Raw genomic sequence first — 24,803 nt, forward strand, 5'->3', positions numbered from 1 at the left:
AAATAAACAATGAGTAGATATATTAGAAATAATAGGACTAGAATATTATCTGTAACATCAATTTTTTTATTCATTACTATATTAGTTTTTCATCTTATTATTGAAATAGAACCTTCTTTATTATTAGGTCTTTTAGGTGGCGTTATCACCTTTTTCTTAGGTTTAACAAAAATCTATATGGAAGATGACAGGTTTTTTAAGGAGTTATATTTGGATTTTAATTTACGCTATGATAAGCTCAATTCTAAACTTTATAAAATAACTAAAAATAAAAAATCTATGAAGGAGTTAGATTTTAAAGATAAAAATGTAATCTACGATTATTTTAATCTTTGTGCCGAAGAATATTTTTGGTTTAAAAAAAATAGAATTGAAAAAGCTGTTTGGAATAGTTGGAAAAATGGAATGAATTTTTGGTACAGTAAAGATATAATAAAAACTATGTGGGAGGAGGAAATGAAAGCAGGTTCTAAGAAAAGTTACTACATGAGTTCTAACGAATATTTTTTTAAACATTAATGATTACATAAATTATTACCCCAAATTAATATGTTAAATAAAGAAGAGATAAAGTCTTATTACACTATTAGAGAGTTGAAAGAGCTTTCAACTTCCGAAATTATAAGTAACATTGAATGTTTTCTTGATGAAAAGATAAATTGTAATACATTTTCAAAAGGACAAATTATTTCTTGGAATAAATCTATCGACTTAGTAAAAAGTATTTTTGAAAAAGATAATAAAAATTGGAATATTATTTTTGAATTTCTTATTCCCTTGTCAAGTGGTAAACGTCCTGATATTTTATTAATTAATGGCGTTACCATTTTTCTAATAGAGGTAAAAAATAAATCAGAATATACTTTGGCTGATTTAGACCAAATAAACGGCTATAAACTTGATTTAGAATATTATCATTCTACAGCTAAAAATTTTGAAATCAAACCTATTTTATTATTGCTTAAAGCTAATGGATTAAAGGAAAATATAGGAGAGATAGTTGTTTTAAGTCCAGATAATTTAAAGCCTATTTTACTTGAAAATTATCAAAATTATTTAATGGTTCATCCTAATAGTTTGAATGATGGAAATTTTAAGCCAGTTCCTGCTATTACTGAATATGCGAAGGCAGTATTTGAAAATAAAGAAATTGAGCATATTGAGAAGGCATGTTTCCTTGAATCGAGTCAAATAAGTATTGATTTGAATAATGTGTATAATGAATCGAAGGCTAAAAATGAACATGCAATAGTGTTTCTAACAGGTACAGCAGGTTCTGGTAAATCAGCTTTAGGTCTTAAATGCGCATTCGAAAATAATGGATTATATGTTACAAAGAACAGGCAATTTGCTGAAAATTTAAATGATGAAATTGGTGTTTGTTCTAATATTAAAACAACTCATAATTTTATAACTGAATATTCAAAAAAGGAAGGTGAGCCAATTTGGGATTTGATTGTTTTTGATGAAGCACAGCGATTTTGGAATCAAGATAAAATGGAAAAGTACTTTGGCTTAAAATCAAGTGAAAGCAGATTTGTTTTAGAATTATATGAGAAAAAAGAATGGGGTGTTTTAGTAGTTTTAATAGGTAGTGGGCAAGAATTAAGTTGGGGAGAATACGGAAATTTTTACCAGTGGAAAGATGCTATAAATAATGCAAATAAAAAATGGATGGTTTATGGTTCTAATAAAACGAAGAAAGGGATTGGTTATAGTAAGAAAATAATTTATTTTGAGAAAAATAATTTTGATTTATCGCATTCATTTAGAAATTTTAAAACACCTAGTTCACCTGTTTTTATTAATAAATTACTTGATTTTGAGGGAACTTTAGATTCTTATTATTTTAAAAGTTTACAGAAAGAGTTTAATGAATTATGCGATAATGGATTTAAAATTATTATAACTAGGAACATTGACAGTGCTATTGATTATTGTGAAGCTAGATACCAAGATAAACCAAATTCTTATTGCACTCTAACATCATCTGAATCAGAAATTAATGAAATTAGGGAACTAAATTTTAAGAGTAACGTTTTGTATGATTACAAAAAATCAAGTAGGTTAGGTATTAATCAATATTTTAATAACAATGGTTTATGTGAAGATAGTAATGGAGATTTAATCCCTTTAACCGAATTTTCTGCAATTGGATTTGAAATGCAAATGCCCATTATTGTTTGGGGTGTAGATTATATTTGGTACAAAAACAGGTGGAATTATGAATTTGTGCGGTCAATTGTAGGGAATACTGAATTTAGACAAAACACTTATAGGATTTTACTAACTAGGGGTAGAGACGGTGTTATTTTGTATTTTCCTCCTATCTGGCAATTAGATAATACATTTAAATTTTTTAAGGAACTTGGTTCTGAAAGTATATAAAATTATCCTTTTATTCAATTAGACGAATAAAGATTGGACAGATTTAGATTTTGAAGTGATGGTGTATTAATGCAGCTAAATCAAAGTAAATGACTTCAAACTCATCTCTATTGTTAAGAAATGCAATTATATCTTCTTTTAAAATCTTTTTTTTTACAACTATTTTCTTTAAATTATTGGTGGAATAATTACGGTTATATTTATCTGCAAAAAATTCTGCAACCTCTTTTTTCAGAGTCCAAGAACAACCATAAAAACCAGATTTCAACTCTTCTTTTGTCATACCTCTATATATTGTTACTTTATCAGGTAAACTTTTTAAATACTCAATTTCATCATTTTCCATTAAATGTTCTCTGAAAGGTTCATCACATAAAAAAGAATCCATTATACTTGATTTATGATAAAATAAGTTATCACTATCGGTATAAGCTATTCTTAAAGCATACCAATAACTTTCACCTGATAGTTTTTGTTTAAGGTCTAAAAAACATTGAAATCTATTAAGACTATCAACTCCTATGCCCCAAAAGGTATTTCTTATATCGCTTTTAGTCATATTTTAAAGATGTAAAAACTTTTAAATTTAAACAAAACAGCACACAAAATAACGAAGCACAAATATCAATTTCACTTTTTTAATACAACCATACATTTCTCTATTTCGCTTCTTTTATAGTATCGTCTAGCACCTATCCCATATGCTTTAAGTTTACCTTTGTTTGTCCAACTCCAAAGTGTAGTAGAGTTAATTTTTAAGTATTCTGCCGCTTCATTTCTAGTTATTAATTCAATAGGTTCTTTAGGCTGGAAATTATGTTTTAAATCATTTAATTGTTGTTCTATAATACTTAGCTTTTCTAAAGCTATTTCCATTGCTTTAGGTAAATCCTCTAATTTTAAGTTTTTCATTTTTACAATGTCTTTATTTAATAACTTTGTTAAATTATGAAATTAAAAAATTTATACGACACAAAAAATATTGAGTTTTATACTCCATTATATACAACAGTGAATAGGGCTGTCAAAGTGAGCCACTAAAAAAAGAAATTTTTGAACCCTATAAGAAATCACTTTAACCTAAATTATGAAAGGAAATGCAATAATTATGTCTATGCTCAATTTAATCCACTGAAAGTATTTTACCTTGACTGTTTTTCGCATGTTCTATTATGGATAATTTCTAAAAAAAACAGTTATAATGGCTGAGAGCTAAATATTTTTCAAAGGATTGTTTTCATTATAATCATCTACTGCTAAATTAAATCTAACATCTAAAAATTCTTTAATAGCATCAAAATTTGGAGTTATTGATTTGTTTTCTAATCCATAAGTTTTTATTATACTTCCTATACCAACTTCAAACTGTTCCATAAATTCTTTGCTTTTGAAAGCTTGAACTGGAAATTCTATATAACAATCTTTTTCATCTAAGTTTTTGTACTTAACAAACATTTTATTTATTAGTTCAATAGCTTCTTTTTCATTGGTATAATTAATGTTCTCAAATCTTCTAACTTTATAACTAATCATAAAATTAAAAATATTAGTAATTATTTGCCAATCTTTCCAACCTTCCTCTCTTAGGCTATGGATTAGCTTAATAAACTCATTGTCCTTTTTCAGTTTTTCAATTGTTATATATATAGATTTTTTTGTGTTATTAAATCTGTTTTCAATTGCTTCAACAGAAAAACCCACATCATATTTTTCACTTAAAGAATCATCCCATCTCATTGCTTTGTTCTCTTTTGGGAAATTTAGTGGAAAATATTCTTTTTGAAAAGAACATCTTTGTGAAATATCAAAAGCTTGTTTAGTGTATATATCTCGATGCATTCTTTGATATAAATTAACAGAGATTTGCTTCTTGTCTAAGCCTCTTTCCTTAATAAGTTTAAAAAAAAGGTCTTTATATTCTTCTTCTATTAATAAACTAATGTTATTCAAAACATATAGAACCGTAACTGTATTAAACACAGTATGTTTATTTATTGCTTCGGGATTAGTTTTGTCAAAATGGCAAATAAAAACTTTCCATTTATTAATTTTGTTTGAAGGTAATTGTTCTGGTGGGGTATAATCGTTTTTCAATTCTAATTCAATATTAATTTCACTTTTTGTTAGATGAAAATCATAATTAGAAAGTGAGATTTCAGATAAAACTATTTGAATAGTTGAAATGTATTCTTCAGCAATAGACATAAGTTCAAAACTATTTTCAAACTTAATTTTCCAGAGACTTCCTAAAGCGTAAAAAGAAATAACTCTTTCATTTCCAATATCGTTAAGCGGAAAATCATCTATTTCTTTTAATATAACTTTATTCAATTTTTCACTATTATCTATATCCTTTTCAATTCTTTTAAAAATTGGCTCTATTATTTCACTACCTATATAATCTAGTTCCTTCAAGTAAGCATTTATAAAATTTTTAAATTGGTTTGAGGTCTTTTTTGTATAGTACAATATCATTGCTAACCTTTGGGTAATTTCTCCTTCTTCTTTATAATCTGACATTTGAAGATTTGATTCATCTCTAATAGCAATGTATATTTTATAGATATTTATTGCATTAAACCAAGAGCCTTGTTTGTAGTCACAATAGAACATCATTGCCAAGCTTTTTTCCGTTCTATTTACCATTTCCTTATTAACAGATAATCGAAACGCTGCTAAGGCATAATATTTAGCTGCTAAGTGCATACCTACTTGATTATATAGCTGAGAAATATTAAGTAAAGCCAAAATATAACCTTCAATTGTATCTTCTTGTAAATAGTTGTCTTTTGCTTTATGAAAGTATTCCAATGCCTTTAATAAGAGTGGTGGTTCAGAACTATTAAGATACTGAACGCCCCTTAAAACTTGTTTTTGGGCTAATTTAACCTTGCCCTCTCTTTCTTCTACAAATGGGAAAAGCTTTTCTGAGAAATCCTCTAAGCTTTGTATTATACCCATCTTATCTTTAGGGTCTATATTTATGTGTATTTTTATGTACTTATCAATCCTGTCTCCAAATTGAGAAATTTTAAACAATGGAGCTTGGTCTATTAATTTTAAAAGTTGTTCATAATAATAAATAAACTCAATATTGCTCCTGAGCCTAAATCTATTAACAGAAAGTAAAATATTTCCTTTTTGTTCAATTAATCTACATTTTTCATTAATGTCTCTTTCAGATAAAAACCTTCTGCTTATTTCCTTATAAAGATTCACTAACCATAACTTTAAATCGTTCTCAGAAATATTTACTTTTTGTTCAAATACTACTGGAAGTAAAACATTCATGATGTTTTGGGCTTTTTCTAACTCATCTGCATTCTGAAATGAATTAAAATCATTTAAATAATACCTTATTTCCTCCTCAAAACCAAACAAACTACCTTTTGGACGCACTCTTTCTTTGAGATTGTTATAATCAACCTCATAAAACTCGTTATTAAGAAAAACAAGCTCGTATATGGCCTTTCTTTTGTATGAAGGGAGAATGTTTTCGTTTTTAGTATAAAATCCCAAAAAAGCATTCCAGAGGGCTTTATGCTTGTGTAAATACCTTTTTCTTCTGCAATAATTTACTAGGTCTAAAATTTCGTAAAACTCTCCTATTCTAAATGTATCTATTTTATTTATTTTAGAATAGAATAATTGTCCTTTGGAATACCATTTATCATCTTCACTGCCAATATTTAGCATTAACTGTTCCAATTGGACAAGGGTTAATTTCCTATTTTCTGGCTTTTCTTGTGAAGTCGTTGAGAATACTTTTTCCAATAATACACCAAAAGCCTGTGATTCATTGCCACTATTTTCTGAAAAAGGTAATTTAAGTATTAGATTTTCAATGTTACTTTTTACACGAATAAATTCTTCTTCAGAACTAATTCCAATAAATTTCCATTTAATAAGTTTTGTAAATTCTAACCAAAAATCATCATCAATTATATCAAAAATTTCAATTAACTCCGCTAATAACTTGTCATCAAGTTCTCCCTCTAATGATTTCTTTTGTTTTTGTATATATTCAGAAACTATCTCCTTTACTTTTACAGAGTATATCTTAAATTTATCAAAATCAAAAACGTCTTGGTTTTCATACCAGTCTTTTAATAGTTCAGCATCGTTTTCTAGCCTTTTTCCTGCAATATTTGAATTGGTTTCAAAAATAAATTCTTTTTGAAAGTCATTGTAATCATATTTAATATGTAACATAAAGAAGTGTGCTATACACTTTCTAACCTCATCACTGCTAAAAGAAAAGTTACTTTTATAAAGTTTAAGTTGTCTAAATTTAAGGCTATTATTTAAATTGTCCTTTTGGAAAATATCTTCTTCAAATTCGCAATATATTTCTTCATTATTATCCTCTAAAAAATTATTAACCCAAGTTTCGAGTGTTTTTAAAGTTTGGTAATTGTAACCTCTCTGAGAGGAAAAAGCATCTGTATCTTTTGAGAAGATATGAAGTTTATTTATTTCCATTTAAAAAATATTTGTTCTATAAAAGCCATTTTCAAAAAAGGCTTTTCTGATGGCATATAATTTTCTATAACTCTCAATGCCTCTGTACTCTAGATTTCCTTCTAAAGCTCCTTCTTCGGTTATTTCTGGAACATAAACATTTACTATTGGTATTATCCCTTCTTTAAAAAACCATTTTAGCCTTTCTTTTAGTAATGTGTCTTTTATTTCCAGAATATCAAAACTTTTTTCAACTTTGTCATTAGGTATTATAAAATATCCTATCGGAAATAAATTTATCACAGAACTATTATTTGATGTATTGTGTTGTTTCTTTTTTTCAATTTCATCGAGCTTTTCTAGCTCATCTCTTTTAAACTGAATTTCAATCTCAATTTTTTTAATTCTTTCTTTCTGGTTAATAGTATATTGTACAAAAGTACCCCCATTAACCACAAAATCTATTCGCTTTTTTAGATCAGGATTTTGATACCTTTCTGCATACTCTCCAAGCAGAGAAATTATTTCTTTTATTTTTTCTTTGTTATCAGAACTTTGATATGATTCTAATAGAATGGTAAGCGAAAATATTTGGTTATCAATATGTCCAATCTCAATAAAATATTTGTAAGATTGATATAATGACTTTTGAATATCCTCAAACAGTTTATTATCAAACAAAGAATCTATTTTAGTTTTACAAATAGCATCAAATTGTATTAAAAACTTATTGTGCTTTAAAGCACAATAGTGGCTAATAAATGGACTTTTGATTTTTTCAGATTCAAGCAATAAACTACGAAACTCTTTATTAAGAGCGACAAAACTTGATTGTAATATGTGCTCATCATGATTTATAAACATAAATGGTGTCAAGCAAATCAATTGTTCTCCTTTGTATGCAGCAACTCCAATTTTAGCTATTAGTTTTATTTTATTATTTACTTTGTCGTTACCAATAAAATCAGAAATTCGCTTTTCGTAATTCTTTGAAATAAAGTTATCAGAATTAAATAAATCAGGAATTGATTTTTCTATTTCTTCTAATTGAATATAATATTTAATCCCACTATCACTTGGTAAGTTTTTAATTGTGCTATCATATTCATCTTTATCAATTAAGCCGAACAAATAACGTAATTCAGCGTAAAAAAATATTGCATATCCTTTTACATATTGTTGAAGTTCATCAATGTCTTGGACTGCACTTTTAAAACAATCTAATGCCCTAAAATATTCTCCAGTATATGTATAAGATAGCCCTACTATAAAATTATATAAGGCTGTTTTTTTTGAGCCTACTGATGTTTTATTATGTAAAAATATAATTTCTTTCCACCTACACTCATCATTTAATATCCATCCACTATTTTGAATAATATTTTTTATATCATCCTCTGATTCCACATTGCAATCATAATCAATTAAAATACTATTATCATGCTCAATATTATTGATATTTTCAGCTAGCTTAGAATTTAATTTTCTCAACATCAACCCTCTCTTTAATGCTAAATCATAAATTTCGTTGATTGAATTTGAGGTAATTTTTTTAGAAAATCTTAAAGTATGATTTTCTTGGTTTTGCCAATTAATTTTTTGAGAATTTAATTGATTTATGAATGCATCTAAACTTTCATAATACATTGTTTTTTCTTCATCAATATAGAAACCATAAAAAGCGGGTTGACCATTGTTTAAAAGGTATTCAATGTTTGAAGTTTTAAAAGACTTACTGTAAGTACCATCATTGTTTTTAAATATGTTCTCGGTACTTTTAAGTTGAAAATTTAATCCAAAGCCTACTTTGTTTCCTTTTTGCTTTAATTCAATTCTAAAATCAATGCCATTATCAATAACCTCACTCTTTAATATGAAACGTTCAACATCAAAGAGTGGGCGAAAATAATTTTCGGAAATTACTTCTAATTGCTCGTTTCTTGAATCTTTGGGGAATTGTAAATTATTTAAATCGTGATTCATTCTTTAAACTCAAAATTATTATCAATTTCTATTCTAGACAAAAATTATTTACTACTAAAGGGGTAGGTTCTTTAGAATCTGAACCAGTATTCGTCAAATAAATAATTATTTGTTAGTTTGTCTTTTCTCATTTTAGCTAATTCATATAAATCTTCTATAACTACAACTTTATAACCTGCCTTTTTACAAAATTCTTTAGTGTAAAGATTTAGTTTCTCATAATCACTAAAGACTATAAGGTTAATAATTTTATTATTAAAATAAGAGTACTCATCCCTAATAAATTTTATTGATTTTTCAAGTTGACCTTCTCTGATTGAAGAATACCATTTATTCTCTATGCTTAAAATATAAGATTTATTCTCACCGTTAATCTCTAAATTGATTTCAGCTAATAAATCAATTAAATTCCACTGTCTTTTTGTTTTAACAGATTTAACTATTATTTCAGAATTAGAAGCTGCAAGTTGATAATTCCAATCACTATCATTATCGCCAAAAATTAAGGCTAAAAGAACTCCTTTTGAATAAGATTGAAGAGTATTATTAACCTTTGAATAATTTTCAACAGAACACCTTAAAGTCCAACTTAATATAAAATCTTGGATTGATTCGTAACCACTATCAGTTCCTTCCTCTTTATAATTATAAAATGGAGGTAGTTCAATTTTATTTTTCATTTAATTGCGAATAACTTATTTATGTAATATTAATATTTTGTTTAAATTTCTAATTTTGTGAATAAAACCGGATAGAAACCCAAAAATATTTTACTAAGTAGGGTAGTATTTAATTATCCGTTAATATTATATCCTAATTTATCAAGCTTTTCTTTTGCTTTTTTAAGTGTATCTTCATCAAACATAACTCTATACTTGTCTTTTAAGATTATGTTTTCAAAAGTTAGGTCTAATCTATCTATCTCAAACATTTTTAGAAATCCAGATTGAAGTTTTTCAGCACCATCCTTTACCAAACGTTTTGCTGTGCCAATTGCTCCATATCTATTTAGTAAATCCAAAATTGTTGATTTATTTATTTTTGCTCCCTGTTTTATGGAAAGTTCAATAGAGTTAATGAGTTCATTAAACAACTCATTTTCAATATTTTGAAATTCTTCTTCTTTAGATTCTGTTTCTAAAATTGATTTTGTTAGTAGTTTTTGAATTTCATAATTTTCAACAATATTTTCTAAAAATCGGTATCGCCCTAAAAACTGTTTAATGATTGTTTTATCATCACTGATTATAACATTTTCATGATTAAAAAATTCTGCTGAATTAGTCCAATTATATGAACCAATAATTACTTTCTTTTTGTCAAAAATCGCAAATTTATCATGAAGAAATCTCCCTGAACTACTTGACAAAATTTTAATTGTTCCATTTTTGTTGATAAACTCTTTAAAATCTAGTCTTTTATTTTCAAAATGGTCACTTATTATTATTTGGACTTTACATCCTATCTCAGCTTTATCAATTAGTTTTCCTAGAATCTCTTTACTTGTAAACCAGGCTACACAAATTTGAATTTCTTCTTTTGAAGAACTAATTAATTCTAAAATTTTATATCGAATGTTATTAAAGTGAGCTTGGGTCATAGAATTAGAGATAGCTGTTTGAATCGGCTTAGGACAAGTTTAAAAGGTCTTTATATCAGTTTGTTAATTAATTTATTGACTTTTTCATTATTATGATTAAATATAGTTAGTATTATATCTTACTGACAATATCAATTACATTTACTTTCCCAAACCATTCTTTGGCTTTTTCTAAAACAAGTTCATCTGGATTGTGAAAGTAAACTGATAAATTTTCTTTAGCTCTAGTACAACACACATAAAATAGTTTTTGTGTTCTTTCCAATACACTTTCAGAAGCAGTTCCTAAAAACATTTTCTCAAAATTATAATTGTTCCATCCTCCATTATCAAGTATAACTAATACATTATCAAATTCAGCACCCTTTGTTTTATGTTGTGTTGAAAATTGTGTTAACCCTTCTAAATATTCATATAATTTTTGAAACTCAATAAATTTAACATTCTTTACACGATTATATAAATACATATACTTCTCTTTAAAAATATCTAACCTGTCATCAATTAAACAAATCCCTTTTTCGTTAGCAACATTTATTACTTCTTCAATTGTTTTATCTCCAACATTTATAAGAATTTCAATATTTTCTTTTAATATTTTTTTGCTTTCAATACTTGTTATTTTGTAACGATAGTCTGTTGCTCTTAAAAATTCATTGTACTTCTTATTTTGATAAAGAGAAATATTAGTTTGAATTTTGAATAAATGCTTAATAAGATTATCTCTTTTTGAACCTTTTTTGTTTTCATCCTCTTCATCTTGTTTCTTATCATCAATTAGAGCATCTTTATTCAAATAGATTTTCCTTACTTCGGAGAATGGTTTATCCTTTAACTGATTGTATAATTCAGCCTTATCTGGGTCAGATAATAGAATATCTTTTTTTAGTTGTTTTTGTCTATTCTTAAGTTGAAATTTATCTACAACAGTATCAAAAGTATCATCTTCTTCAATTTTAATTTCGGGTCTATTATTTTTTTTATTGTATTTTATTTTCTCAAGTATTTCAGATTTTAGACCAATAACTGGATCATTATCATAAATATCCATTAGTGTTCTAAACCTTGCTTTATCTGCTATTAAATTGTGAGTGAGGTTAAGTTCTTTTGTTTGCTTTGAATTATTGAAGTCCCAATCATATTTATTCTCTAAGAATTTTTCAACCACATTAATATCACCATCGGCAGAATGCAAAAATAAAATAGTACCTTGTTTAACAACACCTTCTATCATATTTGGTGCTTTAGAGTCAGTAGAGGCTTCTTGAATTATACCGTCTGTTCGAAGTTTATTGGCTAAGTCAATTATGAGTTGAGGGTTTCTTCTATTTTGATTCTTTTTAATTTCTTTTACTTTGTCTGCATCTTCTCCTGTGTAATCAGCTAAATTACCAATACCTTCATAAATTGATTGCATTGCATCACCAAAAAAACCAATAATATTTTTTCTTTCACTTTTTTTGAAATGAGTTAGAAATATTTCTACAACAGTTTTATTTGTGTCTTGATACTCGTCAATAAATATGAACTTGTATTTATCTTTTACAATGCTACTCAGTTTAGGATATTTCTCAAAAAGAAAGTTTGCAACTATAAGTAATTCATCGTGAGAGATGATGCCTTCTCGTAACTTCACAAATTCCTTATATTGAATACCATCAGGTAATAAATCGTAATAACTTTCAGGAAGGGGAAATATATCGTCAATATTAATGCTGTTTATTTCTACATTATTAACTAAAGATATAAGTGCTAATTTAAGCTCTTTTTGAAAGTGTTTAATACTATCCCATAAGAAATCATGAATTGTTGATACGTTCAAATTTTTATGATTTACCCTTTCTTCTATTTCTTTAACGGCAGCATTAGTATAAGTCATACAAGCAACTTTTATGGTTGGATTTTCCACTATTACTTGACGAATTACACTTACTAGTGAATAAGTTTTACCACTTCCTGCACCACCACTCAAAAGGAAGTTTCTTCCATCGTCAATTAATTTGAAGATTTCCTGTACTTCGGGTTCTAAGTCTAATCTTTCTTCAACCATAATAAGCCATTTTGGATGTATTCAGGGATATTCCAATTACTAAAATTTTCATTGCTGTGGTATAATATATCTAAAGCAAAATGAGTTTTCTTCTTTATACAAGATTCTGCTAATTCATAGGGGCTTTTATCATCATCATCAAAATCATTAGCCTTTTTTAATCCTAGAAAAGTTTCTTTATTTGCTTTCACAAATTCTCTGTTAGAATGAATAAAAGCATCTTCAAAACTTCTTGCATAATATCCATTTTCTTTCTGTTGGTAGCATAAACAAACTTTAGAACTCCCAATTATAATTGTTCTATCACCAATAGGTAAATCTTTTAAAACATCCCAAGCAATACCTTTCAAATAATAATTTATAGCCGAGTTACTTGTTTTAGTGCCTTCTTCAACAGGGCAGGCTCCCCAAACATCCTTTGCAAAATCATCTTTTTCTACAATTTTGACGGCATCAATATCCGTTAAAATCAAAGATTTTATCCCCAAAAAGTCAATAAATTTTTCAAATATTTGGGAATATGCTCCAACTTCAATGACTGATATATTTTGAGATAATAGCGGAAGAAAATTATCTTCTTTTCCTTCTTCTTTCAAACGGTCAGCTTCTTGCATATCTACTTTTCGCATAAAAGTTGGAATTAATATCCGTTCTGTATCTCCTTCAATTAAAACAGCTTTATCAGCAAAGAAAATTTCTGCTCTACTTATAGTTAAATATTGCTTTAAGAATTGATAATGATTTGGTTCAGCATCATATTGCTTACTCAAATCTTTCAGGTTTTTCGCAACAACGTTATTTTTCTCCTTTGCCTTCAAATATTTAATATCGTCAAAATCACTATCTGCAACTATGTGAGATGAATGTGAGGTGATTATATACTGTAGTGGTCTTATTATTCCATCATCTTTTTTAATACCTTCTGCTAGTAACCTCTTTATGTTCTTGATAAAAATATACTGCATTTGCGGATGTGTATGTGCTTCAGGTTCTTCAATGATTAATAAATTAATATCGGCTGGCTTTGTTTCCTTATCCCTTTTAAAATCCTGAACAAGTATTTCAATTTCAAAAATCATACTTATTAGGTTCATATAACCTAAGCCGTTATAATGCTCTGGCAATTTATGGTCATCGTGAGTATAAACAACTGTTGTATTTCCTTCAAGCAATTCTCTGTGTTGTAATGTTGAAATTATTGCTATATCAGTGTCATTGAATTTAACCCCTCCAAAATCTTGTACTTTTTTAATTACATCTTTGAATAGGTCTTTGTATATTTCACTTAATGTTCTATCTGTTTCTGAAAGTTGGTCTTTAAAATCCTCTGTAGCTTCGGTTTTATCGCTACTATCCTCTTTCTTCTTATAAAGGCTCGAAGTTTGTTTAGAAAGTGTATTTTCTTTTTCTTTATTAGTTACATCTCTTCTTGCACTAATGTATTTAAAGCTAATAATATCTTTTATACGAATACCTTCACTTTCAAGGTTAATAAAGTTAGCATCATTAACTTTATCCGTAACTGAATTATACTCAAAAGACATTTTGTTTATTTGGAAATAATTATCTAATTCTTGTTTTAAAAATTCTTTTAATTCTCTTGGTTTGTATTCTTTCTTCTTATCATTCTTGGTTATTTCATTTGCAGTAAAAACTCGATAATTTGCCCTTATTTTTATAAAATCTGTATATGATAGTGTATATTCAAAACCCAACACAATTTTATTGTTGTTAGGGTCTAAATCCATGAGTACTCTGCTTACATTAGATAAATCGTCTGCCTCGTTATATTCTATATAAATTTTCAATTTAATGCCTTTGGGTAGAAATTCTTCAGGAGTATCAGGAGATTTAATTAAACTTTCTAATTCGTTTATAAAATCTATATTAAAGTCATCATAGGAAAATTTACTTTTCTCATTCAAGAATTTATCAAGAACTGAAAGAATTGAGGTTTTTCCTGAATTATTCTTCCCAATTACCAAAGAAAGCTCTTTTTCAATGTCTATAAAAAAGCTTTTTAATAGCCTGTAGTTTTCTATTTTTAGTTTATAAATGTTCATATTTACTGTGTTAATTATTTTGGCTGAAGGCTATTTTATTTTAGGATTACTAAAATAGACATAACTTCCCAAAGTTATGATATAATAAGAAAAATATTACCTTTTAAAATCTTTTTGTTAGAATGAATAAAATAGGGATATTAATAATTTCTTAGCTCCAAATTAATTAAACTATTAACCATAAAATACTAACCTACAAACTTTTAGGTTTAAAACTGATAATAAATTTATCAAGACGAGCTTTTTTCTTATTTTGACTTTCCGTTCTGTTTAAGTAAATAAAATGAATAGCCAAATTGAAATTGTGAATAATTATTATCCCAATCTGCTAATTCAGTAATAAGGTTGTACCTTATAAAGAGTTTGCCTGTTGTTGAAGTATTTACAAAAAATTCAAACTGGGTTTTATTAAACAAGTTTTCAGGTGATACAAGTTCTCCATTTTTGAGAGACATAACATTAAAATTATCATCGTTATACACTTGAAAATGCATTAGTTTTTCACTTATCAAAAGCCCATAACGTTTTTCTGGTATAAATTGAAAACCTAATTCTATAGTTGTGGTAATACTATTAAAAAATTCTTGTGTGCTTTCATCAATTTGCAAACCGCTCCTTCCAAATCTTACTCCAAAGTCAAAATTAGTATTAATTTTTTTGTTTTGGTTTTCTAAATATAGGAGGTTAATATCTAATCCTATGGAGAAAGATTGATGTTGCATAATATTAATTGGAGAGAAATAATCTACAGTACTAATTGTACTTGGCTGTAGGAATTTATTGTTTTCTTCAATTTTCGACAACATCGCACTTAAATTAACATATTCAAACCAACCATACCCTTCAGAAAATGCGATAGGTGGAAATAAAAGTCCTAAGAATCTACCTTTTGGAGTAATTTCATATCGATGTGTATTTATATAGAATTTTTTAGCTATTTCTGTTTGTATTATTCCATTAGGATTTTCTTCATCGAATACCCCTAAAAAATCTGAGTAAACAATAGCTTCAAATAGCTTTGTAGATTGTTCTTTATAAAGTTTTGTTGTTTTTTGGGTTTCGTCCAAGACTAATTTGGTCGGTTCTGGACTAATATCGTTAGCATTTATGTCAATTTCTCTGTCATAATCTATAATATCCGCAAAATTAATAGTTAAGTAATATCCATAGTAATCTCGTGTTAATTTAGATTTGTCAAATTTATATTTGTAAAAACTTAGAATGTTATTTTTTGTAAAATTCTTTATTCCGTTTGATGAAGAAATTCCAATGGAATATGTATTTGTAAATCTAACTTTAGTACCATATAACTCTGTTTCTAATTCGACTTTTTCAATATAACCATTAAAGAATGTGAGTTCAAGTTTTGCTTCATCAATAGTCTTAACTTCAAATGTGGAGTCTGTAATCATTATTTTAACAGGAATATCTTGTTTTAAAGTGATATTTGCAACCACTGGTCGTTCATCTTCTGTTCTTTCAAAAGTAACAAGTTGTGCAAATAGATAAGATATTTGTAGTTCATTAAAAGTTGATGTATTCTTTATAGATTTTCCCTCAGCTTTTGCAGCCAACTTTAAAAATGAATTTTTAAATTTTGCAGAAAAAAGATCAATAGACAAAGGATGAATCCTAAAAGTTTCTTCTTGATTATTATCTGATTTAAGAATGACATCAAAGTAATTGGAATCCGACTTTGAGGCTTCAATAATATAATTCTGATTTAGAGAATGTGTATTGTTATCAGTTAAAGTAACTTTTGAATCGGTAACTATTTTGTTATTAATTGATTTCGAAAAAGTTTGTGCTTGAAGTTGAATTGAAAATAAACTGATAAATAATAATAATAATAATAATAAGCATTTGGTTTTCATAGTATATTGGTTTTTGGTTGGTTTAAATGCTAATATTTTGCGAAATATGATTCCATATTTTATAATGATAAATTTTTATTAACTCAAAAAAGTAAAATGTAAAAAATTAATTTATTAGGATAAGTTTATAAAATTACAAAAAAAATAGATTGTAAGAAAATTAATTTATTTAAAAAAGCTATGCTCTGCTACTTGCGTTGCTTTTTCTTGAACTGTTGCTTTAATATAATTGTAAAATACCTTTTCGGATTTGTGTCCAGAAATAATCATTATGTGGTGAGGAGGCATTCCTTGATTATATGCATTTGTGCAAAAGCTTCTTCTTGCGCTATGCATACTGATTAATTTATATTTGGGCTTAATCTCTCTTTCTTTTATTCCTTTTACTGTTCTTATTATTGTAAAATCATCTGTTATTTTGGCTCTTTTTAAAATTCGCTTTATTTCCTCATTCAGAAGATTTTGATGGATGTAAGGAGGGAAATAGTTATCTCGCTTTTTGAGAATATTTTGAACCATACTATTTAGTGGAATATAAACCTCATTTCCTGTTTTTTGTTGTTTTAAAAATATGTAATCCCTACCTTTTAAGTTAATCAATTTGGGTTCTTTTAGAAAAGTTGTTAAATCTCCAACTCTTAATCCAGTATTACAGGCTATTAAAAAAACATCTCTAACATCATTAAGATATGGGTCATTTAATTCAAGTGAATAGATAGAATCAAGTTCTTTATCATTTAGGTAAGGATGGTTAATTTCCTCCGTAAGTTTTGAAAAATAACGTTGCTTAAATTCTATATTCTTATGGTTTCCATTATCATATGCAGAACTAATTATCGTTTTTAGTTTTTGTATCATAGAACCAACATAATTTCTTGTATATCCATTGGAGTAACCGTAATCTATAAAATCATAATAAAATTCTTTATCGAAATTTTCAAAATAAAAATCTTTAATTTTTTTTGATTTTAGATACTTTTCAAAATACACTTTGCAGTTTCTGTAAGTTTTAATTGTACCTGATGTTAAGGGCTTTTTAGAATGTGGAGATATTTTGCTTGCATAAAAAGTTAGATACCAATCGAAGTATGTTAGAACATTATTTGATTTACTTATATCTGTCTCAATTTCACTTTGGACATTTGGGTTTAAAAGTTTCTTAATAGCTTCATCACAATTAAATTGAGTTAAGATATTTTTATTTTCTAAATTTTCAATTATCTCTTCGATGTCAGATTCATAATTTTTAAGTTTTTTATTAATTTCATCGGCATTATAAATGTCATTTGGTTGTTTAATTCTGCACCTTTTAGCATTCCAATATTTTTCTGAACCTTTTTTAATAATTAATGCTGTTGTACATCGAACTCTTATGTTTCTTCCGTATCTTAAATCAATTAAAATTGTGTTTACTTTTGCTCCATTTCTAAGTTTAAAATTTGTTCTCATTTTTTCAGTTTTTTACTTTTTAAAAGTTATAACAGTCACTGAAAATGAAAAAAATATATGACCACATTTTTGACCACATATGTCCATTCATGACCATTTATCATTAAAAATTGTTGTAAAAAAGTGTGGAAAAACGTCAGAAACGCTGAGTTTTAATTGGAAAACTGATTAAAAAACTAAACAGTCGAGGTCACTAAAACAAAAAATAAGGCGAAACGCATTACTGCTAACCACAGCGGTAATACGGGTTCGCCTTTGTGTTTTCAATGGTTTCACTAAAATAGGATTATTATGTATTCGGCGTTCAATTACTCGGATTTTGTCCCACTGCTTGTCCCACAAAATATGAATGGGACAAAAATTGAAATATAATATATTGTTTAAACGTGATTCCAAACTTATCCAACCAAGAATCTGAATACGCCATTAACTACTCAAGTAATAATTAATTGATAGCGTTCTTATTTTCTTTTTCTGCGCACTTTTATCCGGTTTGTTATATCTAATTTTATTTGATAAACTTAAATAAGAGGATTATGAGCGCTAAAGACAAAAAAGAAACCCAAAAAAAAGAGGATAAAAAAGAGGATAAAAAAGATTCTCCAAAAAAATCGCCTACTAATCAAAAGTCAGCGAATCCTTCTAAGAAAAAATAATCGATTTTTTTTCTGCAAAAAGCTTCTGGCAACGATACGTGGCCAGAAGCTTTTTTAATTTAAAATTTATATACAATGCCTTTACATATCATTATACTTAACATCATTTTACCTCCATTCGCGGTTTATCTCAAACATGGAACAGGCAAAGAATTGCTCATTAGCATTATACTTACTATAATTGGATGGATTCCAGGTATGATTTACGCTTTTTGGGTCAATGGAAAGTAATGTGTAACCCATAATTATTCAACATCCATATTTCATTACTATGATAGCTATAAATAATACTTATTCCCAGACGTGGAACGATCTTTTTGAGATAACTGAAAATACTTTGCCACTAATATTGTTGTCCAGTGTGGGCATATATATTGCCGTCATTCTATATACCAGACTATTTGGAAAGAGAAGCTTTTCAAAGATGTCAAGCTTTGATTTTGCCATGACTGTTGCAGTAGGTTCTATGATAGCCACTACCATATTATCAAGTTCGGTTACCCTTTTGGAAGGTGCTGTAGGCCTATTTGCGGTGTATGCCCTTCAGTTAACTGCCGCATTTTTAAGACGTTATAAATGGTTCAGACAAATCACAGACAATCAGCCTACATTGTTAATGGATGGTGAAGTCATGTTAAGGGACAATATGAAAGCAGTTCGAGTCACAGAAGGTGATTTGCGATCTAAACTGCGTGCGTCCAATGTTACCAAACTTTCTGAGGTGAAAGCTGTTGTTTTTGAAACTACTGGCGATTTGGTAGTAATACATAAAGATAATGATAATGCTATTGATGATTGGATTATGAAAGATGTACAACAATAATAGGCATCGATTTTAAAAATTAATTATCATTAAATAATCATTTTATGACTCCACAGAAGCCAGATAGAATTGAACTTGAATATCGAAATTTTATTATTAAACAAAAACATCCTTGTATCATGGCAAATACGGTTTTTGCTATGGATAATTATCATATAAAAATTTATGAGGATATGACATCTGATAAGGTTATAACTCCCATTCTTTTGGATATAGAAAACTATTTAAATCAATATGATTTTGAGTCTAATCACTTTGAGTCTTTAATGATTTGTTTTAAAAATAATACCTTTAAATCAGAAATTCAGTTTGAAAATGCCCTATGGATATTTTTACAAAGGCTTCATAATCATGATGATGTAGTTTGGGATTGCAATGTAAGTCAAAACCCAAATGAGTCGAATTTCAGTTTCAGTATTAAGGGAAAAGCTTTTTATGTAGTGGGCATGCATCCAGAAAGTTCAAGAATAGCAAGGAAAGCGCCTTATTGTACCGTCGTTTTTAATTTACATTGGCAATTTGAAAAATTGAGGGAAATGGGGACCTATCAAAGTGTTAAAAAAAGAATACGTAGACGCGATAAGAAATTACAGGGAAGTATTAACCCTGTATTACGTGATTTTGGTTCAGATACAGAGACCAAACAATATAGTGGAAGGGCAGTGGGTCATCAGTGGGAATGCCCTTTTAAACCTAAAAATAAAAATGTATGAGTGCATTACATATTATAGCACCGCAATCTGGTGCAGCCTTTGAAATGAATAAAGGCGATATACTTACTGTTATCGATCCGCTTGGTCAACAAGTAAGCGATATGGTGCTTTTTAATCGTGATGATATAAAAGAAAAAATATCCTCTGGAAAAACCATGGACTTTGAAGAAACGATATTATTAACTAAAGGACATTTTTTATGGAGCAATCGTTCACAAAAAATGATGGAAATTATGGAAGATAGTAACGGAAGGAATGATTTTCTGTTAGCCCCATGCAGTCCGGAAACATTCAAAATCATGTATAACAATCCTGGCTATCACCCAAGTTGCTTGGAAAATTTAAATAAAAATTTGATCGGTTATGGCATTGAATTGGATGGTATTCCAACAGCTTTTAACATTTTTATGAATGTACATTTTGACACAACGGGTCAGCTTAAAGTGTTACCTCCAACGTCGAAGCCAGGGGATTTAATTAGGTTTAAAGCCGAAATGGATCTCATAGTGGGTTTAACGGCTTGCTCTGCTGAAGACAGTAATGGTGGAACATTTAAACCTATCCATTTTCTTGTCACTAATGCATCTTTTGACAAACATATATAATTCCAAAACTAAAGTAATTGACGACATATTTGAAAACCACAAACCTTTTAAATGCGGTTTTAATATAATAAGCAAAGGGCTGTCTAAATTTAGACAGCCCTTTGCTCATTAATCGATTTATAATTTATTTACGGGGAATGATGTCGATTATGACCGTTCTATTGTAAAAACGTTCCTCAGGTTGCTTGTTATTAAACTGTGACAGGTTTGGGTCTTCACCAAATCCATGCACTTCAAAAGTCACATCTGTTCTGCCTGTTTTTGCCAAGGCTTCCTTGATAATAGCTTGCACATCATTTGCGCGTGCTACAGATAATTTTTGGTTGTAAGCGGCATCACCTATCACATCTGTATGGCCGTGTATAATTACTTTTCCGCCCGTTGGTATCTTTGGTGTCACCACTTCAGTAAGATAGGTGTTATACATAGTTATTGATTTAGAATCATTGAAGTTGTAAGGCACGCTAAAACGCATGGCTTCTTCATTTTTGGAAGGCGTCCAAAGAACCATTTTGGTTGAGGTTTCTTTTACTACAGTTAAGCCTTCTTTTGTAATTCCTGTCATTTTCACGTTGTAAACACCTTCAGGCCGTGTGCCCATGATTGTTTTTCCTGGAATGGTAACTACATCTTGTGTATAAGGGCCAAAACTTTGTTTTTTACCCTTATCATCTTCTATTTCCAATGTCCAAGATGTAAAAGCATCTGCACCACCTTCATTATTAAAAGTAACATAACTTTCTACAGGTGCTTCCTGTACGTTTACAATTTTTACAGGTTTCAACGGGGCATCTGGGCCACTATGGAACTCTATTAACAATGCAGGTGAATTACTTTCAATCGAAACCCTTCGGTCTCCCTGACGTAGCAATTCAAGTTCTTCAGTGGCACCCGGTTGTTCTGATGGGATTTTTGGTTTATTGCGACCTTCAGTAGTTATTCTGGAACCAGCCATAGCGAAAACCTCGGTTAAATAACGTTTTACGGATTCAGCCATTGTTTTTGCATCATCAACTCCTTTTTCAGAAGAACCAACCAGTTTAATATTGGTGTTAGGATTTTTTACCATACGGTCACCAAGTATATTCAATATATTATAATATACAACCATTTGCCTTTCAGAACGTCCCGAAAGATTAGCAGGTGTGAATAATTGAACATTTTCTTCTTTAAAATTCTTAACATCTTCTTTTTTCAATAATACATAACGGTTAGGTATCTCTGTAGAACCTAAATCGAAGAATACATAATTAATTACTGGAAACGTTTCTACTACAGTACGCTCTGAAGGAATATTTTCCGGAGCATTAACTGTAAAATTAACTTTTGGATCTGCAACTTTTACATCCTCTTCTTCAACAGTTGTATTTTTGCCTACTCCAAACTTAAGAATAGCACCGGCCCTGATGGTTGTGATATTCCAAGTTTCTGTAGATCTTGGAGACTGACCAAAATAGGGGTGGAATGCAACAAAAGGAGAAAGTACAAATTGCGTTTTGTTGTTTTGGGATGAAAGCGGGATGTCATATCCGGCACCAATTTGCATGGATATAAGAGTGTTTTTCACCTCACTAAAATCGCCTGTTTCTTCTGGTAACATTACCTGTTCAGGGAAAGCTGGGTTTGGATGCAACTGATAGGTAAACGCTTTATCCATATTGAAGGCGAAACGTGGGCCTGCATATAAATAAAAATCATTTCTAAAAGGAGCAAAGCGTATACTTGGCTCAATCGTTAAGTAGCTGAGGTTAGTTGACAGGTCCATTGGGCAATTACATACAGACAATGTTTCGTCAAATTCCCCTTTTCGACTGTCTAAGCCAAACTGCAACATCATACCCCATAAAGAACCAGGGCGATAGTATTCAATAGATGGAGCAAGAAATAGTCCTACACCAGAACCATCACCAAACGCTTTAGGTACAGTTAGGTCAGCATTTAATTGCTGTGTACTTCCCTGATAGAAGTTGAAATTGGCTCCTGTTGCAACACCAAACCACCATGATGGTTTGGAAAATGTGTCTTGTTCTTGTGCCTGAAGTGGCGCTTGTATAACTGCTATTATAAAAGCGAATAAAATGACACTTTTTATATTTGTTGTATAAGTGGACCAGGCTTTGCCTGATCCCTTATTTTTATTATATTTTGTTTTCATGTTCTAGGTAGATTTAAGGTCTGTAAATAAAGTTTGTACTAGTCAGGGTAACTGCTCCATTGCTGCAAAGCATTCTTCCAACAGCTTGTGAATAAGCATTCATGGTAACTGACGTCAATGCAAGAACATTACCTTTAAATGACGTGTAATCCCCAATTACAGCTGAACTTCCAACTTGCCAAATAATATTCTTTGCCTGTGCACCGCCTATTAGGATAACGTTACCACCTGCTGGAGATGGATATGGTGCTCCTCCCACTGTTGTAAAATCACTTGCAATCTGGAAAATCCATTCGGCATTTGGATCACCTTGCCCATCAAGAGTTAGGTTTCCATTTTGTATCAATAATGTTGAATTTGATTTGTAAATACCAGGAGGCAGTGTTTGACCACCTAAATCTCCTGCTACAGTAGCCGGTGCAGGTGAAGTTGCTCCCTCTGCTGCAAGATAGGCTGCAGTAAGGTCATCTTTAGCTTGTAATAACATAGCAGGTACTGGGTCTGCATCATCAGCGGCATAAAAATCACCATTGAATATAAGTCCTGGTCCACCATCTACTTCAAAAAAGCCTGTTATTGATGATCTAGCACCGGGATATATACCAATATCCAAATCATGTATTTCACTTGCTCCTGCATTATTGCTTACCGCTACTCCCGAGATTATTCCAAATCGTGCTACAGAGCCTAAAGCAATTGTTGGATTAAAGGGCGTTCCAGCTGTAGTAAATTCCCATTCATGATTATTTGCCAACGGAATACCTGCTACATTGGTGGCTCCCGTTGTTATGGTAGCCTTGTATAAAGTACCTGGCAAAAGATCAACTGAAGGAAAGAAAGAAGCTGTTAAAGCGTTGTAACTTACTGTACCAGTCACAGAATTTGTCCCTTCCTGTAAAGTGAACGTGGTTTCATCTATGGTAGCCAAATCCATTGGCTCGCTAAATGTGGCCGTGATTGTTTTGTCTAGTGCAACATCTATTTCATCGTCCTCAGGATCTGTGGAAGTTACCATAGGTGCTAATAAGGTTCCTGTGGTAAAACTCCACTCGTAATTGTTTTCTAAGGGGATGCCTGTAGCATTAGTGGCATCTGTAGTTATTGTTACAGTATATAGCGTATTTGCCTCAAGATTTACGGTAGGGGTAAAAGTAGCGGTAAAATTATTATAGGTCACTACTCCAGATATAGCTGTAGAACCGTCCATTAAAATAAAACTTGTTTCATCTATGGTGAGCGGATCCATTGGCTGGCTAAATGTTGCTGTGATGGTTTTATTTACTACAACATCTGTTTCCTCGTCTTCGGGATTAGTTGAGATAACCATTGGCGATACTGTTATGCCAGTACTGAATGTCCAAACATACTCTTCCTGTAGGGCATTACCATTAAGATCCTTAACGGAAGTTTTTACCCTTCCGGTGTAGGTAGTACTTCTTTCCAGTGGAGCTGCAGGCGTAAAGGTTGCAGTAAAGCCACTATACGTTATAGTACCTGCAATCGCTGATCCCGACTCAATAATAATAGATGCCTCCGTTATGTCCGTTATGGTTGCAGGGTTCATTTCCTCATTAAAGGTCACTGTTATAACCTGGGAAAGTGGTACATTAGTATCGTTATTATCAGGGTTAGTTGCTATTACCAAGGGGCATATCCCAATGGTTTCTATGAAGCTGTCTTTTTCGCAGGCCGAAAAAAGCACAAGCATTATTAATGTAAAAATTGACAAGGGTCTAAATGTTTTCATGTATTTGTAGGGTTTAAAAGCAATCCGGAGGGAACGGGATACACTTGGGGTTTATGGGGCAAAGGTGATTTCTTATAACAGTAAAAGTGTTATAAAATTAAAAGTATTAATTACAACATTCATACATATTGTGATGGAAAATGTTATAAAGAGTTGTTATATAGATGGTGTTCTATTTTCATTATTTTATGTTGGTTGATAATAACGAAACGCGATTATTTTGAATGGAACAAAGA

The 24,803-nt window shown here is 29.6% G+C and carries 18 protein-coding genes; 6 read left to right on the plus strand and 12 right to left on the minus strand.

Annotated elements, in window-relative coordinates; all coding sequences use genetic code 11:
- The first annotated feature begins 9 nt into the window (after positions 1–9).
- Both CSW08_RS04860 and CSW08_RS04865 read left to right on the plus strand, forming a co-directional pair.
- Positions 10–519 carry a hypothetical protein gene (locus CSW08_RS04860; protein WP_106658786.1) on the plus strand — a complete coding sequence of 170 codons (510 nt, stop codon included), beginning with the start codon at positions 10–12 and terminating at the stop codon, positions 517–519.
- A gap of 30 nt (positions 520–549) precedes the next feature.
- A complete protein-coding gene (locus CSW08_RS04865) occupies positions 550–2,388 on the plus strand; it encodes a DNA/RNA helicase domain-containing protein (protein WP_106658787.1) in 1,839 nt (612 codons plus the stop codon).
- Between the two features lie 43 nt (positions 2,389–2,431).
- Here CSW08_RS04865 and CSW08_RS04870 read toward each other — a convergent pair whose 3' ends face one another.
- From CSW08_RS04870 to CSW08_RS04915, 10 genes are all read right to left on the minus strand, one after another.
- The gene (locus CSW08_RS04870) at positions 2,432–2,947 is read right to left on the minus strand and encodes a hypothetical protein (RefSeq protein WP_106658788.1); all 516 of its coding nucleotides are present in this window, start codon (positions 2,945–2,947) and stop codon (positions 2,432–2,434) included.
- A 71-nt stretch (positions 2,948–3,018) separates the two neighbouring features.
- Complete coding sequence (locus CSW08_RS04875) at positions 3,019–3,300, minus strand: helix-turn-helix domain-containing protein (protein WP_106658789.1); 282 nt, start codon at positions 3,298–3,300, stop codon at positions 3,019–3,021.
- Positions 3,301–3,600: 300 nt separating this feature from the next.
- Complete coding sequence (locus tag CSW08_RS04880; RefSeq protein WP_106658790.1) at positions 3,601–6,870, minus strand: hypothetical protein; 3,270 nt, start codon at positions 6,868–6,870, stop codon at positions 3,601–3,603.
- The gene (locus CSW08_RS04885) at positions 6,871–8,832 is read right to left on the minus strand and encodes a DUF4365 domain-containing protein (RefSeq protein WP_106658791.1); all 1,962 of its coding nucleotides are present in this window, start codon (positions 8,830–8,832) and stop codon (positions 6,871–6,873) included.
- A 71-nt stretch (positions 8,833–8,903) separates the two neighbouring features.
- Entirely contained in the window at positions 8,904–9,512 is a 609-nt protein-coding gene (locus CSW08_RS04890; RefSeq protein WP_106658792.1) for a PD-(D/E)XK nuclease family protein, read from the minus strand.
- 113 nt (positions 9,513–9,625) lie between these two features.
- The gene (locus tag CSW08_RS04895; protein WP_106658793.1) at positions 9,626–10,432 is read right to left on the minus strand and encodes a phospholipase D-like domain-containing protein; all 807 of its coding nucleotides are present in this window, start codon (positions 10,430–10,432) and stop codon (positions 9,626–9,628) included.
- 112 nt (positions 10,433–10,544) lie between these two features.
- Entirely contained in the window at positions 10,545–12,482 is a 1,938-nt protein-coding gene (locus CSW08_RS04900) for a UvrD-helicase domain-containing protein (protein ID WP_106658794.1), read from the minus strand.
- On the minus strand, positions 12,464–14,545 hold the full coding sequence (locus tag CSW08_RS04905) for an ATP-dependent nuclease (RefSeq protein WP_106658795.1): 2,082 nt from the start codon (positions 14,543–14,545) through the stop codon (positions 12,464–12,466). Before CSW08_RS04905 ends, CSW08_RS04900 begins: the two co-directional genes overlap by 19 nt.
- 248 nt (positions 14,546–14,793) lie before the next feature.
- Complete coding sequence (locus CSW08_RS04910) at positions 14,794–16,419, minus strand: hypothetical protein (protein ID WP_106658796.1); 1,626 nt, start codon at positions 16,417–16,419, stop codon at positions 14,794–14,796.
- A 165-nt stretch (positions 16,420–16,584) separates the two neighbouring features.
- Positions 16,585–17,868 carry a tyrosine-type recombinase/integrase gene (locus CSW08_RS04915; RefSeq protein WP_106658797.1) on the minus strand — a complete coding sequence of 428 codons (1,284 nt, stop codon included), beginning with the start codon at positions 17,866–17,868 and terminating at the stop codon, positions 16,585–16,587.
- Positions 17,869–18,599: 731 nt separating this feature from the next.
- On the opposite strand from CSW08_RS04915, the gene CSW08_RS04920 reads away from it, so the two are divergent.
- Genes CSW08_RS04920 through CSW08_RS04935 form a run of 4 tightly spaced genes read left to right on the plus strand, consistent with a single transcriptional unit; the run spans position 18,600 to position 20,665 of the window.
- Positions 18,600–18,755 (plus strand): YqaE/Pmp3 family membrane protein, encoded by a 156-nt coding sequence (locus tag CSW08_RS04920; RefSeq protein WP_106658798.1) that lies wholly within the window; start codon positions 18,600–18,602, stop codon positions 18,753–18,755.
- Between the two features lie 40 nt (positions 18,756–18,795).
- Entirely contained in the window at positions 18,796–19,347 is a 552-nt protein-coding gene (locus CSW08_RS04925) for a DUF421 domain-containing protein (protein ID WP_106658799.1), read from the plus strand.
- Between the two features lie 44 nt (positions 19,348–19,391).
- Positions 19,392–20,060, plus strand: a complete 669-nt coding sequence (gntA, locus tag CSW08_RS04930) for a guanitoxin biosynthesis heme-dependent pre-guanitoxin N-hydroxylase GntA (RefSeq protein ID WP_106658800.1) — start codon at positions 19,392–19,394, stop codon at positions 20,058–20,060.
- A complete protein-coding gene (locus tag CSW08_RS04935) occupies positions 20,057–20,665 on the plus strand; it encodes a DUF1989 domain-containing protein (RefSeq protein ID WP_106658801.1) in 609 nt (202 codons plus the stop codon). The genes gntA and CSW08_RS04935 overlap by 4 nt, the downstream gene beginning before the upstream one ends.
- A 124-nt stretch (positions 20,666–20,789) precedes the next feature.
- Here CSW08_RS04935 and CSW08_RS18450 read toward each other — a convergent pair whose 3' ends face one another.
- Positions 20,790–22,820 carry an outer membrane beta-barrel protein gene (locus CSW08_RS18450; RefSeq protein WP_106658802.1) on the minus strand — a complete coding sequence of 677 codons (2,031 nt, stop codon included), beginning with the start codon at positions 22,818–22,820 and terminating at the stop codon, positions 20,790–20,792.
- 13 nt (positions 22,821–22,833) lie between these two features.
- The gene (locus CSW08_RS04945; RefSeq protein ID WP_106658803.1) at positions 22,834–24,567 is read right to left on the minus strand and encodes an Ig-like domain-containing protein; all 1,734 of its coding nucleotides are present in this window, start codon (positions 24,565–24,567) and stop codon (positions 22,834–22,836) included.
- Positions 24,568–24,803 lie beyond the last annotated feature (236 nt).

It is taken from the genome of Confluentibacter flavum, assembly GCF_002843175.1.
Classification (GTDB): Bacteria; Bacteroidota; Bacteroidia; order Flavobacteriales; family Flavobacteriaceae; genus Confluentibacter; species Confluentibacter flavum.

Excerpts from the sequence above, each read along its gene's own strand:
- CSW08_RS04935 (WP_106658801.1), top strand. The coding sequence starts at position 20,057 with ATGAGTGCATTACATATTATAGCACCGCAATCTGGTGCAGCCTTTGAA.
- CSW08_RS18450 (WP_106658802.1), bottom strand. The coding sequence starts at position 22,820 with ATGAAAACAAAATATAATAAAAATAAGGGATCAGGCAAAGCCTGGTCC.
- CSW08_RS04885 (WP_106658791.1), bottom strand. The coding sequence starts at position 8,832 with ATGAATCACGATTTAAATAATTTACAATTCCCCAAAGATTCAAGAAAC.
- CSW08_RS04860 (WP_106658786.1), top strand. The coding sequence starts at position 10 with ATGAGTAGATATATTAGAAATAATAGGACTAGAATATTATCTGTAACA.
- CSW08_RS04925 (WP_106658799.1), top strand. The coding sequence starts at position 18,796 with ATGATAGCTATAAATAATACTTATTCCCAGACGTGGAACGATCTTTTT.
- CSW08_RS04910 (WP_106658796.1), bottom strand. The coding sequence starts at position 16,419 with ATGAAAACCAAATGCTTATTATTATTATTATTATTATTTATCAGTTTA.
- CSW08_RS04890 (WP_106658792.1), bottom strand. The coding sequence starts at position 9,512 with ATGAAAAATAAAATTGAACTACCTCCATTTTATAATTATAAAGAGGAA.
- CSW08_RS04880 (WP_106658790.1), bottom strand. The coding sequence starts at position 6,870 with ATGGAAATAAATAAACTTCATATCTTCTCAAAAGATACAGATGCTTTT.
- CSW08_RS04870 (WP_106658788.1), bottom strand. The coding sequence starts at position 2,947 with ATGACTAAAAGCGATATAAGAAATACCTTTTGGGGCATAGGAGTTGAT.
- CSW08_RS04875 (WP_106658789.1), bottom strand. The coding sequence starts at position 3,300 with ATGAAAAACTTAAAATTAGAGGATTTACCTAAAGCAATGGAAATAGCT.
- CSW08_RS04905 (WP_106658795.1), bottom strand. The coding sequence starts at position 14,545 with ATGAACATTTATAAACTAAAAATAGAAAACTACAGGCTATTAAAAAGC.
- CSW08_RS04945 (WP_106658803.1), bottom strand. The coding sequence starts at position 24,567 with ATGAAAACATTTAGACCCTTGTCAATTTTTACATTAATAATGCTTGTG.
- gntA (WP_106658800.1), top strand. The coding sequence starts at position 19,392 with ATGACTCCACAGAAGCCAGATAGAATTGAACTTGAATATCGAAATTTT.
- CSW08_RS04915 (WP_106658797.1), bottom strand. The coding sequence starts at position 17,868 with ATGAGAACAAATTTTAAACTTAGAAATGGAGCAAAAGTAAACACAATT.
- CSW08_RS04920 (WP_106658798.1), top strand. The coding sequence starts at position 18,600 with ATGCCTTTACATATCATTATACTTAACATCATTTTACCTCCATTCGCG.
- CSW08_RS04895 (WP_106658793.1), bottom strand. The coding sequence starts at position 10,432 with ATGACCCAAGCTCACTTTAATAACATTCGATATAAAATTTTAGAATTA.
- CSW08_RS04900 (WP_106658794.1), bottom strand. The coding sequence starts at position 12,482 with ATGGTTGAAGAAAGATTAGACTTAGAACCCGAAGTACAGGAAATCTTC.
- CSW08_RS04865 (WP_106658787.1), top strand. The coding sequence starts at position 550 with ATGTTAAATAAAGAAGAGATAAAGTCTTATTACACTATTAGAGAGTTG.